The following is a 15,269-nucleotide window of genomic DNA, read 5'->3' as shown; positions in this document are numbered from 1 at the left end:
CTGGTCTTCTTGCTACGGACAACTGCAATGGGAAGGGAGCAACGATGAAGGCATGGATATTGGCGGCGCTGTGTTTTTTTCCGTCTGCGGCAAATGCAGCGACCATCTCGCTCTGGGTCAAGGCCTTCATACCCAGTAGTGGCCCGTCCGCGATCGTGAATGTGCCGGGCCATTCGGGGCAAACGATGCTCAACGGGCTCGGTGTAGGGTGCTTTCACACCGATGGCCGCGGTTTCTCGAGCAGTCAGGCGGCATCGGCACGCATGACCTCGAGCATCAACTTTACGCTCACGGGGAGCGGCATCAGTGCGGTGACCCAATCCCATGCTACGGGGGTGACGCAGAAAGTCGACTGTGCATCGGGCAACACCGGAGGCCTCTGCCGCGGGCAAGCACAAAATCTCGGAATGCAGTTCAAGAACATTCAGTTCGACGCAGCACAGAAGATTGCGTCAATGACGCTTGAGGGGGCGGCGTCAAACCCTTGCTTCCAGTGGGGACTAGCGAATCCGGCGCCCAATATTCACTACAAGTTGCTTCTGTCGTTCAATGCGATCAACAAGACTTGGGGAGTTACGGCAATGACAGGTCAGTTCCCGTCCTTTGAGGCCTATATGCAAGTCGATGGAGGTCCGGTGAAAACGCTGTTTCAGTTAACTGCTCTCGAATTCAATCTGGGCTCAGCGATCTACCTTGACCGTGTTCCAGATACGGAGCTGACGGGCAGCTACTGATTGGTTGCGCAACGGCACAGGCGAAACGTAAACAATTCAGAGGAGCGCGACATGAACGGGAATCAGAATCAGGTCAGGATGATTTCGACCCTGGTGCTCGCATGCGTGACTATGGCCTGCCCGTCACATGCGTTTGAACTGACTGGTTCCAGTTGGGCGTATCTCGCAAAGCCCCGAGAGGTCAAATTCTTCGTATGTAACAAGGGCATCGATGCAGAGGCGCGGAAGCGGATTCGCGAGGCTGCTGCTGTTTGGAGCAACGGTGACAAGATCAAATTCAGTATCGACGAGAGCAAGGAATGCGAGACCAATGAGAATTTCAACAAGTGTCAGAAGATTAACGTCATAGATAAAGGCCCCATAACATCCAAGGATCCGTTCTTCCGGGCGGCGGCGGCAACTTCACCTTGTCCAATTCCCGAGAACCTGAAGCAGTTGCGCAACTGCGATATCCGCCTTTCCGACAAGGTAAAGTTTAGTACTGGTCTGGACGTAACGATTGCCGACGATACATTCGACTTGCTGAGCGCGATGATCCACGAGTTCGGACATTGTATCGGTTTGAAGGACCTGTCGACGTCCGATTCAGTGATGAATGGCGTCACCGAGGGAAAGAAAAAGCGAACTCTCGCAAAGGATGACAAGGACGGGAGGGATTCGCTGTATAAATGAGCCTGCCGTTAGGAGTTGAACGGGAACGGTACACGCGGTGCGGGGACGCGGTAGAGGGGATCCGTGCCTTGAGCGCGTTGTCGACGCCGCAAGTGATCCAGAGAGTGTTGCCAACGATGGCGACCCCAAGTGCCAGCGTAGTTTATGGCCTACGGCTCGGCCACCGAAATCTACCTCAATTCTATCGGCCGACGAGCGGGCGCCTGTCTCGAATTCCTGGAGCGGTTCATCAGCAATTCGTCCAACAAGAACGTCCAACATCGCGTGCAACAGCCCGAAGCTGTCGGGGTCGAATTCTTCATGCTTGCCTCGGACATTGAACGGAGCTCCGCCCTGGGCCCAACAGACGGGATCTTCGTCTCGGCAGCGCCTCCGGGCGTTTTGCTCACAAAATGATCACGTCGGTCGCTGCCTGCACTAGGCGCTAGGAAGAGCACTTCGAGCCTTTTTCCCAGATGCATGCATACTCTTTGATGCGATTGTTGGTCCGTTGCAGGTCCGCTACGCGTTTACGCAATTCATCGACAAGATGGCTATGCAGAGCCAAGTCGGCTTTCGCGACATCGACTGCCGTCTGTAACATCTTCTTCTGCAGCTTGTTGCGTTCGTCCTGCATCTTCTTGTCGAGGTCGGACAAGCCGCGCTGGATCTGCTGAAGGCCTTGCTGCGTACCTGCGATCTGCGTCTTGTAGGAAGTGATTTGGTTCTGGAAATCCGCTTGCCGGCGGAGCAAATCCTGCTTTGCCCGGTTTGCGACTCGGATCGTCGTTTTCACGGGCTGACAGAGGATCTTGATGGGGCTTAGCCGGTCGCAGGTTTGAGAGATGTTGTCCTCGAGGACCGTATCGGCCAAACCACTTATTTGAGTAGCCAAGTCGGTGACCTTCGTTTCAAGTCCAGCTTCCTGTTCGAGCAGACTTGCGCGCTGCTGGTTCAGCGCATTGAGACGCGCTTCCAGCGCCTGCTTTTGTTGCTCATAGGCCTTAGCAATGAAGTCCTGCGCCGAATCTAACGCATTCTGAGCATCTGTTAGGGCCTTTTGCGCGGCGTCGAGTGCGGCTTGCTGCTGTTGAAACCCCTGCGATGCCAGATTGAGGGCGGGACCGACCGTATCAGCATATTGTCCGAACAGCGCAATCAATTGATCAAAGATCGGCTTCCTCACGCGCATCGTGTTGTAAAGATTCACGACGAAGACACAGTCCCAACCCATGCTGTGGCTCTTGTCATTGTTCGCAACGCCGCCTTCAATCGTGGAATCAAGTTCCCATAGCCAGTTTGCTTTGTTCTTGTCGATGACATCTTTGTCCGACGCAGGACAACGTTCCAAGATACCCGTCCGCACAGCCGGCGTCGGCCCTTCCGCAAGAAGCTTGTAGAAGGGATTCCATGTCGCCTTGGAATAGATAGTTGCTGCAACTGCCGCGATGGTGAGGGGATCCGATCCGTCCGAAGATGCATTCTGTAGAATTCCGATGAGATCGGCTCCGCTCGGGAGGGGTTTGATATCGCTGGTCTTCAGCGACGGATTGCGGATCAGCATGCGAATGAGAACGCGCACGGCATCGAGGTGAAGATGCCAATCTGCGCTGTCGACTTGCGACAGCAAGAGCAGGGGAGGGGCGTCGCTGACAATCGGAAAGACCTGACCCGGACCGGGGATGGGACGAACAAGCGCCTTGGCAAACTCCTTGCTCGCTAGCAAGCCTGCGCGATTTCCGGTCTCCCAGTCGCTGAAGCGCTTTGGAAGAGCGACACCGAGCGCTTTATTGACCGCGGCAAAGTCAAAAATATCAGTCGGCCGTAGCGCGCAAACGCCACCGTATTTTCCGTTGATCGCTACGCCGGGAGATTTGGGTGGGAACGTATACCCAAAATCAGTCGGGCAGAGCCGCGGCCAGTATTGGCTTTCGCATGTGTCGGGTATGATCTGTTGCTGTGCATCGAGTTTGCAGAGCTGGGTCGTGGCGCCATTGCGGTCGATCCAGCGGAGCCAATTCTCGTACCGCGTAATGTCCCTCGTCTTGAGAGTGTAGAGAAGCACCCCCAAATTCATGTCAGGCGAGAATCCGTTCGCGCAATGATCGATGAATACGTGTGGGAATATCGCATCGTCATGCAGTGGGTTCTTCTTGTCCCAACACCGCGTTTGCCATTCCCACTTGCGATGCGGTGATCGATAGAAGCGGCCTTCTCCGTCGTGAGCGGCGGCAATGTTGTCGCACGCGTGGGCCTCGCCGCTTGCGCAAAGCAGTCCGATATAGCTCGTTTGATCGCCGTCATTGCAGAGATAGTCATGATCGAGTTTGTAATTCTGCAGATCTTGAATCTTAGGACCGGTGGGTTTCATAGGATCCACAGGATCGCCTGGTTGCCTGGCGGCGGGTTTGCTTTGAAAGTCGCCGTACTCTCCCTTCGTCCCGGCGCAAAATTCAGCCTTGGCGCGATAGATCTTCATAGTGTCGGTATCGATCGGTTCCGACCAGGTCGAACCCCGCTTGAGGTGCGGATGCGCGCTCCAGTCGATCCGGTCGCTCAGGAAAACCTCGATGATGTGCGCGGATATGTCGGCGAGCGAGAACCCGTCGCCCGCTGAGTAGGCAGTCCGCGCCGCGAATCGTTCGCTCGCGACGGCGGCGGCGGGGCGGCGGTCGCGTCCAGGCTCGACGCTGCGTCCGCGTATGCGCGCCGGATGAAGGCGCCGGGCCGGTACAGGGTATGACGCCGATGTAGAGGTAAGGGCCCCGCCGAGGATCATTCGATACGCCGTCCGGACGGGGCCGTGCGGTACCGGTCCATAGGGGGTCTAAGCCTCGTCGAATTCCGCCAGCGCTTCCTGGATGGCTTCCTCGAGCATTGTGATCTCGTCGTCGGTCAATTCGGGAAACTGCTCGCGTTTCTTCTTCGAAAGCTTTCCGGCGTTCTGCATGCATAGGCGGACAAACAACGACGCGCGTCTGTTCGGCATGTCGATCTGGTTCGTCACCGCGGTGTACGCCCGGTCGAACTTCTTGACGAACTCGACTTCCTCCTTGAGGTCCGTGGCGATGGTCTCCGCAAGCTTGTCGTAGAGGTATTCGACGAAACGGGTCGCGTCGAAGTACCGGTAGAGGTGCGCGGTTTCGTTCAGGACCTCGACTTCGTTCTTCGGCGTCATCTTGTATTTGACGTGCGCGAGAAGCGGGTTCGAGTAGCTTTCGAGAGCCGTATCGTACTCCTTGATGTTGCGCAGGATCGCCGCCGAGACCGGAAAGATGATGCCTTGGGGCGTGTAGTGCTGGGACGACAGCACGTGATGGATGAGGAAACGGTGGATGCGGCCGTTTCCGTCCTCGAACGGATGGATGAAGACGAACGTGAAGGCGATCAGCGCCGCTGCGGTGACGGGCTCGGCGTCCTGCTTGAGGCGCGCGGTCATCTTCATCCAGTCCGACATCAGAGGCTTCACGTCCTCCGGTTTTGGGCAGACGAAATGCACCTTCTCCCGGTGCGAGCCGAGAGTTTCGCCCACGAAGTTCTGGAAGTCGCGGACGTCCGAGGCGGCATATCTCGGGTCGACGATCTCGTTCTGGAGCGCGATGAGACCCTTCTCGTCCGTCGGGTCGAACTTCTCGCCCTGTTCGAGGGCGGCGATGAAGCGCAGTGCCTTCTCCGGCGTCGGCCGTTCGTGTTCGATCTCAAAGGAAGATTTCGTTTCCTTCGTATACAGGTACTGCACGGCCCGCATCAGCGTCTCGGCGGGCACCTTCTCCGTGTACGCCTTCGCGACTTCGTCGAGCTTCTCCGCTATGTGCTGCTGGATCTGCGCCGTCCGCCGGACGGTGAGGTAGAAGCCAGGTACTCCGAGGAGATTGTCCGCCACCTTGTGCCTGCGGGACCGCACGCCGTTCGCGACGATGTGCCGTTCGGGATCCAGTGCGTCGACGTACGTCACCGCGCCGGCGTCTTCGATGTCGAGCGTGTCGCCGGTCAGCGTTTCATAGAGAAACCATGCCCGCCGAGAGACGGCGCCGGTCGGCTCGGATTTGATCCAGGTCTCGATGTCCTGCTTCGGCATCGCCTTGAAGGCGGCTGCCAGGACGCCCATGTCCAGCGGTTCGTGACGTAGCGCGAACTTGAGATGTTCGATCGCGGTGTCTTGCGGGACGTACCGGGGAGGAAACTGTTCGATCAGTGCGTCCTGTCCCTCAATGGTGCGACGGTTGCCGCGGACGGCCGTCGAGCGCACGTGCGGCTTCGGTACATCGAGCTCCAGCATCTCATGGAGGCGGAGTTGGCCTAGGCTGTGGTTCTGCAAATGGAACTCCTCGTTCAAAACCGACGCTCAGCCGGAATATCGTTCAGCAGGATGGCGAAACGTTCAGGATACGGCAAGTTCGAGGTAGATCGTTCAGGTTCCCGGAAAATCGTTCAAAAATAGGGCTAACTGCGGAAAATCGTTCAACCAAGCCTTGGCCGGCCGAAAAACCCTTCAGACGCGGAAAAACGTTCAGTTGCACGGCGAAACGTTCAAAAACGTGGCCATCCGCGGAAAATCGTTCAACGAAGCCTTGGCCGGCCGAAAAATCCCCTCGAACGCGGAAAAACGTTCAGCCGTACGGCGAAACGTTCAAAAAAGGGCTATCCGCGGGAAAACGTTCAAAAGTCCACATCTGGACCCTCTTGTAGCGCATCTGCTCGGCCCGCAGCACCCACCGGCATCCTAGCCGGGCGCGCCCGGCACTCGCTTCGGTGCCGCGACGATCAGCCCGACCGTGGTGATCTGGACGACCTCCTGCGCTGGTTGCGGGTCTCGCCGCACGCGACGACCGTGCCGCCGCCCGGATGGGCACGCGACGGGACGATCTCGACGTGCAGCACATCGCCATGCCGGGTGGGACGCGGCATTCGAGCTCGACACTGCGTCCAATCAGACCTCCGGCTATGGGCAGGCCGCCGTCGACGAGAAACCCCAGTGCGCGAGCGGTGTGCCAGCCGCTGGCGGCAAGCCGGCATCATGCCTTCGCCGCCAACGGGAGGGCCGTCGGCTGGTCTCCGGAGAGCCCGCTGCAGCCGATGAACAGGCTCAGGAGGCCAGCCACGAAGCACAGCATGCCGGACGTCAGGAAAGTCGGCGCGTAGGTGTCTTCGACGGTCCGCGTGAGACCGGTGCCGTACGCGGCGACGGCAGCGCCGACCTGATGCGCGACGATCCGCAGCGCGCCGAACGCGGTGGCGACCGGACCGGTCGGGGATGGTCGTGGCCGGCTGGACCGGATCCGCGGTCTCCCCGTAGGCCGCCAGACCGACGTCGGCAGGGCGGTCGCGCATCAGCCACAAGATCAGCGACACCAGCAGCAGGTCACCGATACCGCGCTGGGCGCCATGGTCGGAGCAGAAATTGTGGGTAATTGAAAGACGGTGAAGTCCGGTGAAGGCCGCCTTGCTGAATGAGGCGTGTTGTTGAGAACTGTCCTTACGGACAGTGATAGGCGACGGCTTGAGGTGGTGGACACGGGCCGGCGGCGGCGCTGGTCCGAAGACGAGAAGCTCAAGATCGTCCTGGAGAGCTTACAGGCGCCGCGCCAAGTCGCGGCAACAGCGCGGCGGTATGGCATTTCGCGCTCATTACTGCTGCGATGGCGACGGTCGTTCCAGCCTGAGCCGAAGGATGCCGCCCAAACGTATCTGCGAGAACGCTGCATTACGGTTTTACACGGAACCGGAAATCTCCGCTTCCATCCCCCGCTGCTACTGCCGCCCAGACGAGCGTTCGCCGACCGAGACTTGGCCGGCGATGATAGCCGCGGCAGACCTTAGCGACGCCATCGATACCGCGCGCAGTGCATGCCGGCATTCATGTGGCGGCGTTGAGCTTCCGACTGCAGGAGCCAAGCTCGAGATTTTTGCCGCTTGCTCAGAAAAGCGCCTCTGTGCAAGACAATGGTTCTGGAAGCGCAGGAGAGGAACCGCACCGTGACAGCCACTCTTGACGGCGAAATTCGCGGCGGACGCCATCACATGCAGGTCCGGGTCTATTTTGAAGATACAGATTCCGGCCAGATTGTTTATCACGCAAATTTTTTGCGGTTCATGGAGCGCGGCAGAACGAATTACTTGCGCCTGCTCGGAACCAATCAGCAAGCGCTGCTCGAAGAAGCTCGGAACGATGCGCCCGGCTTTGCCTTCGTCGTCCGTTCGATGACAATCGATTTTCTAAAGCCGGCGGTCTTGGACGACGTCCTTGACGTCGTCACGCTCCCACAAGAGGTGAGGGGCGCGTCAATTGACTTGCTACAGGAGTGCAGGCGCGGAAGCGATCTCCTAGTTATGGCGCGTGTGCGTGTGGCGTTTGTCGCAGGCGGAAGAGCGCAGCGCATTCCCAAGACGCTGCGGCTTGCTATGGAAGCGCATAGATAAAATCTGCTCCTCGTTCACGCCTTGATCGTCCATCGACTCAATGAAAGCAATTCACTAGGATTCTGTTGCGACATGGTCAAACCAGTGTTGAATGGACCGTTTACATCGCAGCGATGACAAGAACAATGATGACGCGCATGATGAGGTTCCGCATGGGCGCCAAATCTAAGCAAGCGCGCGCAACAGCAATGTGAACTAGACGACACGCGTCCGACAACTCATTGATCAATCGCTGCGGACTGACAGGTCCAAATGATTTGCCGAGAGGGACGATCGCCGATGTTTTGGTTGGCCAGCTTGGATAGTAATTCTTCAATGCCTCAGGTTTGGCAGCGCGAATACAAAAAGAACCGCGATCAACGGCGACGTAATGACTGCGATTACAAACCACCAAGCGCCGTTTCGACCGCGCGATGATGCCGCGACCGAGACAACGGCCGATAGCATCAGCCATCCTATTATGATTGACATTTAACGCTCCCCCAGCGCTTCGCATCAGAACCCACCGGTCGGACCGATCAAGGGCACCTTGCTGCGGTCGGAAGCCTCGGCCTATGGTGGCGATGGGCTGGGGAGGCTCATCATGAAAGGCTGGTTGCTGGTAGCCGGCGCGTCAGTTGCGGCAGTCTTCGCAACGCAATTCTTTACGATTTTTGCCATTCAACCTGTTGGCGCAATACCTGATGGCCGAACAATTATCACCACTCGGCTTACGAACGTAAATTTCATCGATAGACCCGACGCAATCTGTGCTCGCAAAATGGGAGGTGTAAACCGGCCATGCCGCGTAGCTGTGCTCGGTCAGGTGGGAAAAGAGGCCACCTATAATCGCTCGCTTGCCCTAATCGAGTACGCTCTATGAGTTTAGCACCGGCGGGAAGACGTACGATAGATAATCCTCAAATGGTCCGGACAGAACTCATCTTCTGCCACGACTGCGGCAACGGCGTCTCGTTCATCGCTGTCAGCATTAAGGCATTGCTGTTTTTCGGAACTCTCGCTGGCATGGGTTCTTATTTTGGTGCTCGGGTGCCCACCCGAGTTATGGAAGATGGGAATGACTGGTCCCGACCTCATCCCCTCCGTTGGGGCCGGGGCCCTCTTTGGACGGAGGAGCCAGGCTTGGGGCTTTTTCGACCCGCAACCGTTCGTTGACCCATGCTGACGGCCGGGGCTTGCGCCGGGAGCGCGCCTGGGTAGGCTCTGGCAGGGTCTGAGGAGAACCTATGGCCAGGAAGCCTATTTCCGAAACTGATTTGAGCTGGATTATACTTGAAGAGTTGAGACAGGACGGCATGAGCCCAGTTGGCATTGCGATCGTTTCCGGTCGCAAGAGAACTGACTGGCGTGTCGTCGTGGAGGCTAGAAGCAGGCACTACATGCAAGGGGATGGCGCGCGGCGGCTGGCGGCGATTGAGAAAAGGCTTCAATCCGTTTACAGCTTGGCGGACTAGCTAGGATCGATCTGCCCTAGATAACGACCAGACCGGAACGCCAGTCGTTTTGCGCCTTCATGCTCAGCGCGCAAGCGCGGCCTTACTTGGTGCCGTTCTTCCGCTCCTGCATGATGGCCATCTCAACCTGATCGGCCAGACTCGTTAGGTGGCTGGCGAGCCGGTCGAATAGCGCGCGCTTAGCCGGATCAGTTGCAAGATCGCGGATCAGGGCGCACTCAGCTGCGTCGGTGCGCAACTTTTCAAGCCGGGCCAACATGTCCTGCATCGTACCCCTCTCTGCAGTTTCAACTAGGAAACCTACAGCGTCAATTCAACTGAGGGGCGCCCGAACGCGAACCGGGACTGCCCTTTAGGCGGTGGGGCCGTACCGGGGAATACTGAGCTAACAGGCGTCTGCGCGATTTGTTCACTAGTAACAGAACATGCGGTAGACTGGCGAATAAATAGGGCACGCCGTTTTTGCAAGGCCTCCGCTGGCGGATCGGACCGGGCCCGGTGTCTCCAACAAAACCAGCGCCGGGCCTCTTATTTGCGCGCGAGTTGGTTACCGAATTCCGCCGCACGCGCGTGAGCAAAGTGCCGCATGTCCGAACACATCCGCTGCGACCACTGCGCAGAAGAGTTTTCGCCAGGAGTGCTAGTCGTTCTTGCGCCACCGTCCGGTCATGGCGAATTGATTTGCGCTCGGTGCATCGAGATCAAGCTTCGTCAAGCCATCGCGGAACTGCCGCGTTGGTAGCTGATGCCGAATACAAACCGATCTAAACCGACGGTTCTCCACATCCGACCGAGATGCTGGAGCTCATTCCGCGCCAGTGGAAGGTAATCCAGCACGTGCGCGAGAAGTTCGTCTGCCGGGCCTGCGAAGCGATCACCCAACCGCCGGCCCACTCGCAGCCGATCGCGCGTGGACGTACCGGTCCCAGGCTCCTTGCCCATGTCTTGTTCGCCAAGTACGGCCTGCACCTGCCGCTCAATCGTCAGAGCGACGTCTATCAGCGCGAAGGCATCGACCTCGATGTGTCGACGCTCGCAGATTGGGTGGGCGCAGCAGCGGCAACCCTGATGCCGCTGGTCGACGCAATCCGGAGCCATGTCTTCGCTGCCGACCCATGCCAAAGGTGTTTGGCTCTGATCTTCGCGTCGGCTCGATTTAGAGCAACGCGCCTGTTCCACATTTAACTTTTCGCGGAGACATCAAGCTTAACCAGCGTCTTCGATTGCATCGGAACCGGCGCGCGATAGCTTGCTCGCCACCGGACATTGCCCTTAGTCCGGGTCCCCAGTGGCGAAGCCGCTGCGCCATCATATTCGACGCGGCGGCTTCGTTTAATTGTAGGCTTCTCGCGCGAGTTCAATTTGAAGAGCCAATCAGACCGCGAAACTGTCGATCTCATTGAGATGCGTCGGCAACTCACGACCTTGCGTTCTCAATACTCGGACGATCTTCGGATCGCGTCGCTATTGAACCACTTCCTCGTCAAGATTGCGTTCCTCTCGGAGCCAAACGATGCTGAGCACGAACAACGTCTACGATCTCAGTTTCTTGAGACGCTGAAGAAGGTCGAAGCGATCACCTCGCGCAAGCCGGCAGCCAAGTGAGCTGTCACTAAGCAAACCAAGTAACGCTAACGATCATAATTCATTGCGCTCGCGGATTGTGGAGCCGAAGCTGGATGCAGTCGCGAAGTCGTCTTTGTTTCGCGTAGGCTTTGTGCCATCGCGCAGGCGGCCCGTGCCCTCAGGAATAGAGGCGACTACTAGACTTAGTAGGTTTGTTGTTCCCGACTCTTAGCTAACAAAGAGAGCCGTTTGGCAGATACGCCTAGTGCAACATAAGGCAGAACCACGACAGTCCAGGCTGTCCCGCAACCTTAAACCGTCGCAATCGGCCGCTGACAGAAAGGTGCGACCGGACCGGGGAGAAAACTCTATGCTGTTCGATTTAACCGCGCTGCGCCACATCCCTCTCGCGCTGGCCCTACTTGCGTGCACCGTGATCCCGAAGGCGCTGCGGCCTTGCTATGCAAGGGCATAGATAAATCTGCTCCTCATTCACGCCTAGCCGTCCAGCGACCCAATGAAAGCAACCCGTTGGACTTCTGTTGCGACATCGACATCCAGGCTCTACCTCCGGGGCTTCGACTTCACATCAACTTCGATGGCGCGGCTTGAACTTGTATGACGCCAACTTTGCGTCTCGGGCACCGCATCTACCGGACCGGATCGTCATTCCGTTGCCAGGCAAGACCGCTTCACATGGCCGGATCTGCTCAAGGCTTCCGCGTCAGTCTCTGCACCGGTGGAGGCCGACGGTTAGGAAGCGATCGAGCATGGCATTGACCTGATCTGCAACCTCGATCGTGTTGTAATGTCCGGCGAGCATCGTCTTCGCTATGACCAGCTGTGGACAGATCTCCTGGAGCCGATCGAGATCGCGCGCCATATTCACCAGCGGAACATCGGCCGAAATATAAGCCATGGGGATCCAGCAGGCCTCTGCAGCCGGGACCGGATCATAGTTCAGGATAGCGTTCCGCATCATTGAATGAGCCACATGCTGTGGCGTTCTCTCGCAAGGCGGAAGTACATAGGTTTCGTAGATCATCTTTCGTCGGGCAGGATCCTCGAAATCGCAGCCAAGTTCCCATGCGTTCGCCTTTAAGACCACCAGATAGTCGGGCCCGCCGATACCCTCCAGAAGCGCTCGGACTCCGGGAGATTCGCGCAAGATCGGGGGCGGCATGATAATCGTATCGATCATCACCATGCCTGAGGCCAGATCCGGATAGCGGCCGCACAGTTCGAGCGCGATCCGGCCTCCCATGCTGTGGCCAATCACAACCGGCTTGTGCAGTTCCAGTTGAGCGCATTGCCAGGCGATGTCGTCCGCAAATCCTGCCATGGTATAGTCTTGCTGGGGTGCATCGCTGGAGCCGTGACCGCGAAGATTGACGGCCACCACGCGACGGCTTTGAGAGAAGTGGGCGATCTGGGGCGTGAAGATGCCGTGGTCACCTGTCCAGCCATTGACAAGGATCAGCGGAGGGACTTGCGCGGCTACAGGTCCGGCCTCAACATGTGCCAAACGTACACCGTCGCGGCTCAACAGAATGGGCCTCAACTTGTGATAAGAGATCACGGTCACTTTCCTCCTGAACTGGACTTGCCTTCCGTGGACTTTGGCTCAGCCTTCGGCCGGAAGAACGATGCCCACGCAAGCGGCAACCGACAACAAGCAGAAAGCAAACAACACTACCGCCATCGAAAATACGGAATGCCCGTCGATTGCGCTGGGCGAAGCGGCGCCGATCATTTGCACGAAAGTTCTTGCGGCACTGATGGACCCCGCGATTTCCGGTATCCGCCGCAGTGCCTCCTTCGTGGCATACGGCGAGATCAAGCCACAATGCGACACCGACCATCACCAACACCACGACAACAGCCGATTTGCCTCCCATCAGGAGCAGAGATGTGGCCAGGATAGTCGAGAGTGCGAGCTCCGCCTTAATCACTTGCGCGGGCGATAGCCCCCAACCGCTGAGTTTCCTGCTGCCCCGAGCGCCGGCCATGACCGACAGCGAACTTGCTCCGAAGATCACACCATATTCATACGGCTTGAGACACAGAGCATCGATGAAGAACAGGGATGAGCCGGTGAAATAAGCAAACATGGATCCAATAGCCGCTGCATTGCAAAGGATGTTGCCCACGCAGACGGGACCCAAATTCATGAGTGGCTACGTCGCTGACGTCCGACAGCGGCGAGAAGCTCCATCTCGTTGACAAGGCCAGATGTATCGATATCGGCTTTAATAGCCTCGCCAAGCCTCCGGGCCGCGACTTTGAATTGCGGTTCCGTGATCAGTCGGTTTATGGCTGCCGCAATATCCGGTTCAGAAGCCGTCGGCCCCAATCGAAGTCCAACCCCCTTCGCCTCGACCCGCGCAGCGTTGGCCAACTGGTCTCGCGCCATTGGCAGAATGAGTTGCGGCAAAGCGTTGATCAGTGAACGGGAGACGGTGCCGTGGCCGCCTTGTGATATGACCATGGAAACGTCCCTCATGATGGAGTCATGGGGAGCACCGCGCACCAAATGCACGTTCTGCGGAGCTCGAAAGTCGGCCACGTCCAGACTCGGACCTGTTGTAAACACAGCGTCGATGTCAACCTTTCCGACGGCGTCGATGACGCGCTGGAACAGATCGCGCTGGTTCTGCGCACCCGTGCTACAGGCGATCAGCGCGCGAGAACGATCAGGCTGCCCGGGCCATGGAGCCTGCCACGACTTGGACCAATTCGGCACATCGAGCAACGGTCCAATATAGCGAAAGTTGTCCGGAAGAGAGGTGGCTTCGAAGTCAAAGGCCCGACTGGTCGCGAGCAGAACTCGGTCAGCCCGGTCGAACAGATCCATAACGTCAGGAAGAACGGGAAGTCCGCAATCAACGCGGGCCCGATTGAGGATAGGAAGAGACGCATTCATCGCGCCATCGAGAGCGGCACACGCTGCTGCCACCTCGGCGTGCTCCTCTGGCGTTTTCGGCTGGCCCAATCCGGACGTAGCCGGCGGCATTCCCGGCAGGATCCGAAGGCTGACGTGAGGCGAAAGAAACGCGAAAGGTACGCCGGACGCTTCCGCCCCAAGTGCCGCTCCGAACAGAAAATCGAGGCTAAGGACGGCATCCGCTGGTAAGCGGCCAATTTCGTCCCAAATATCTGTCGCGTAAGCAGAGCAAGGCTCAAAGACGACCCTGCGCATCCGATCTCGCAGGTTCGAGACATCTGTTGGATCCGCAGCCTCCCCGATTGGGGCGCTTCGCCATGACACGAACTCGAAATCGGCGGCGTCGACTTCTGCACGCATGGCGGGGTCCGCAATGATCCGAACATGGTGACCATGCCCGCGCAACCGCCGGGCCGCGGTGAGCAGCGGACTGAGGTTTCCCAACGTGCCCCACGAGGCGAGGAGAAAACGGTAAGACTTCACAGAAGTTCAACTCCTTCTTCAAAAGGCGGCGCTGTCGCCACTTGCTAAGATCAGCTGCGCGCGTGCGCGGACCTAAGAGGGCCGCAACGTGCCACGCGACCACCCAGTGCGGCGCACGCCTCACCCACATAGGTGACCCCGCGTTACGGGCGGCCGGCCGCCCCAAGCGCTTCCACGGACTGATTGACCGCCACGGCGCACCACTACGAGCCCCCTTGGCTTTGTGAGATCTTCGATCTGCCTTGACTCCGATCTGTTTCGGCCTGCCATCAAGCGAAGTGGCGCGGCTCTCGAAAAGCACGCTGACTGAAAGCGTCACGAAGATGCCCGCGCTTCATGCGTTCGAAGACATGTATCTCTCAGAGCTCACGTGGCGTGGCACTCAAATATGAGTTGCCAATGAGCAATCGACGCGCCTGCGGGGGTGTGGCTTTTGTCAACATCTTTCAAGCCTACAACCTAACGCAACGTGAGATTCAAGCTGTTTTTGTTGACTCGCAGTACCTCATTCGATTTCTGCCGCGAGCGAGGTGCATGCTCCCAAAGTGCGATAGGAGGAATCTTCCTGTGACAGGCTCTCTTGATGGCGAAATTCGCGACGGTCGTCATCAAATGCGCGTCCGCGTTTATTTCGAAGACACTGACTCCGGCCAGATTGTTTATCACGCCAATTTTTTGCGCTTCATGGAACGCGGCAGAACAAATTACTTGCGTTTGCTCGGAATGAATCAGCAGGAGCTCCTGAAAGAAGCGCGGAGAGATGTGCCGGGCTTTGCCTTCGTTGTCCGTTCAATGAGTATCGACTTTCTAAAGCCGGCAATCTTGGATGACCTGCTTGAGGTTGTCACGGTTCCAGAAGACGTGAGGGGCGCGTCGATTATCCTGCTGCAGGAATGCAGGCGTGGAAACGATCTTTTAGTCACGGCCCGCGTGCGCGTCGCCTTTATCTCAGGCGGAAAGGCGCAACGTATGCCGAGGGGGCTGCGGCTCGCCATGGAAGGGGCGTAGAAAAATCTA

Annotated in this window: 14 protein-coding genes and 3 pseudogenes; 11 read left to right on the top strand and 6 right to left on the bottom strand. The window is 58.0% G+C overall.

What is annotated here, in order from left to right; translation table 11 throughout:
- Positions 1 to 44: 44 nt before the first annotated feature.
- The 3 genes from RAD04_RS09615 to RAD04_RS09605 all read left to right on the top strand — a co-directional run bounded on the left by RAD04_RS09615 (position 45) and on the right by RAD04_RS09605 (position 1,802).
- Positions 45 to 734 carry a DUF3238 domain-containing protein gene (locus RAD04_RS09615; protein ID WP_461623565.1) on the top strand — a complete coding sequence of 230 codons (690 nt, stop codon included), beginning with the start codon at positions 45 to 47 and terminating at the stop codon, positions 732 to 734.
- Positions 735 to 785: 51 nt separating this feature from the next.
- Positions 786 to 1,406, top strand: a complete 621-nt coding sequence (locus RAD04_RS09610; RefSeq protein ID WP_461623564.1) for a matrixin family metalloprotease — start codon at positions 786 to 788, stop codon at positions 1,404 to 1,406.
- A gap of 144 nt (positions 1,407 to 1,550) precedes the next feature.
- On the top strand, positions 1,551 to 1,802 hold the full coding sequence (locus RAD04_RS09605; protein WP_461623563.1) for a hypothetical protein: 252 nt from the start codon (positions 1,551 to 1,553) through the stop codon (positions 1,800 to 1,802).
- A 28-nt stretch (positions 1,803 to 1,830) separates the two neighbouring features.
- On the opposite strand, the gene RAD04_RS09600 is transcribed toward RAD04_RS09605, so the two are convergent.
- Both RAD04_RS09600 and RAD04_RS09595 read right to left on the bottom strand, forming a co-directional pair.
- The gene (locus tag RAD04_RS09600; RefSeq protein WP_461623562.1) at positions 1,831 to 4,164 is read right to left on the bottom strand and encodes a hypothetical protein; all 2,334 of its coding nucleotides are present in this window, start codon (positions 4,162 to 4,164) and stop codon (positions 1,831 to 1,833) included.
- A gap of 48 nt (positions 4,165 to 4,212) precedes the next feature.
- Positions 4,213 to 5,703, bottom strand: a complete 1,491-nt coding sequence (locus tag RAD04_RS09595) for a Fic family protein (RefSeq protein WP_461623561.1) — start codon at positions 5,701 to 5,703, stop codon at positions 4,213 to 4,215.
- 1,145 nt (positions 5,704 to 6,848) lie between these two features.
- Here RAD04_RS09595 and RAD04_RS09590 point away from each other — a divergent pair.
- The 3 genes and pseudogenes from RAD04_RS09590 to ybgC all read left to right on the top strand — a co-directional run.
- Positions 6,849 to 7,037: pseudogene (locus RAD04_RS09590) on the top strand (transposase); the annotation flags it as partial.
- 27 nt (positions 7,038 to 7,064) lie between these two features.
- A pseudogene (locus tag RAD04_RS09585) lies at positions 7,065 to 7,206 on the top strand (DUF7146 domain-containing protein); the annotation flags it as partial.
- A 155-nt stretch (positions 7,207 to 7,361) separates the two neighbouring features.
- Positions 7,362 to 7,805, top strand: coding sequence for a tol-pal system-associated acyl-CoA thioesterase (gene ybgC / locus RAD04_RS09580; RefSeq protein ID WP_375861201.1), 444 nt, complete (start codon positions 7,362 to 7,364; stop codon positions 7,803 to 7,805).
- A gap of 100 nt (positions 7,806 to 7,905) precedes the next feature.
- Here the strand turns inward: ybgC and RAD04_RS09575 are convergent, their stop codons facing one another.
- Positions 7,906 to 8,259, bottom strand: a complete 354-nt coding sequence (locus tag RAD04_RS09575) for a hypothetical protein (RefSeq protein ID WP_461623560.1) — start codon at positions 8,257 to 8,259, stop codon at positions 7,906 to 7,908.
- Between the two features lie 772 nt (positions 8,260 to 9,031).
- Between RAD04_RS09575 and RAD04_RS09570 the strand changes: the two genes are divergently transcribed.
- Positions 9,032 to 9,259 (top strand): hypothetical protein, encoded by a 228-nt coding sequence (locus RAD04_RS09570; protein ID WP_461623559.1) that lies wholly within the window; start codon positions 9,032 to 9,034, stop codon positions 9,257 to 9,259.
- An 82-nt stretch (positions 9,260 to 9,341) separates the two neighbouring features.
- Here the strand turns inward: RAD04_RS09570 and RAD04_RS09565 are convergent, their stop codons facing one another.
- Positions 9,342 to 9,527 (bottom strand): hypothetical protein, encoded by a 186-nt coding sequence (locus tag RAD04_RS09565; protein WP_461623558.1) that lies wholly within the window; start codon positions 9,525 to 9,527, stop codon positions 9,342 to 9,344.
- 521 nt (positions 9,528 to 10,048) lie between these two features.
- Between RAD04_RS09565 and RAD04_RS09560 the strand changes: the two are divergent.
- Both RAD04_RS09560 and RAD04_RS09555 read left to right on the top strand, forming a co-directional pair.
- Positions 10,049 to 10,372 (top strand): annotated as a pseudogene (locus RAD04_RS09560) (IS66 family transposase); the annotation flags it as partial.
- A 249-nt stretch (positions 10,373 to 10,621) separates the two neighbouring features.
- Positions 10,622 to 10,864 carry a hypothetical protein gene (locus RAD04_RS09555; RefSeq protein WP_461623557.1) on the top strand — a complete coding sequence of 81 codons (243 nt, stop codon included), beginning with the start codon at positions 10,622 to 10,624 and terminating at the stop codon, positions 10,862 to 10,864.
- A 685-nt stretch (positions 10,865 to 11,549) separates the two neighbouring features.
- On the opposite strand, the gene RAD04_RS09550 is transcribed toward RAD04_RS09555, so the two are convergent.
- Positions 11,550 to 12,410, bottom strand: coding sequence for an alpha/beta fold hydrolase (locus RAD04_RS09550; protein WP_270162887.1), 861 nt, complete (start codon positions 12,408 to 12,410; stop codon positions 11,550 to 11,552).
- A 61-nt stretch (positions 12,411 to 12,471) separates the two neighbouring features.
- On the opposite strand from RAD04_RS09550, the gene RAD04_RS09545 reads away from it, so the two are divergent.
- The gene (locus RAD04_RS09545; RefSeq protein ID WP_461623556.1) at positions 12,472 to 12,792 is read left to right on the top strand and encodes a hypothetical protein; all 321 of its coding nucleotides are present in this window, start codon (positions 12,472 to 12,474) and stop codon (positions 12,790 to 12,792) included.
- Between the two features lie 200 nt (positions 12,793 to 12,992).
- On the opposite strand, the gene RAD04_RS09540 is transcribed toward RAD04_RS09545, so the two are convergent.
- Complete coding sequence (locus RAD04_RS09540) at positions 12,993 to 14,252, bottom strand: glycosyltransferase (RefSeq protein WP_461623555.1); 1,260 nt, start codon at positions 14,250 to 14,252, stop codon at positions 12,993 to 12,995.
- A gap of 567 nt (positions 14,253 to 14,819) precedes the next feature.
- Between RAD04_RS09540 and RAD04_RS09535 the strand changes: the two genes are divergently transcribed.
- Positions 14,820 to 15,260 carry a YbgC/FadM family acyl-CoA thioesterase gene (locus tag RAD04_RS09535; protein WP_461623554.1) on the top strand — a complete coding sequence of 147 codons (441 nt, stop codon included), beginning with the start codon at positions 14,820 to 14,822 and terminating at the stop codon, positions 15,258 to 15,260.
- Positions 15,261 to 15,269: the final 9 nt, after the last annotated feature.

The organism is Bradyrhizobium sp. 25ACV (genome assembly GCF_054863005.1).
This window is presented reverse-complemented; position numbering and strand designations above follow the sequence as displayed.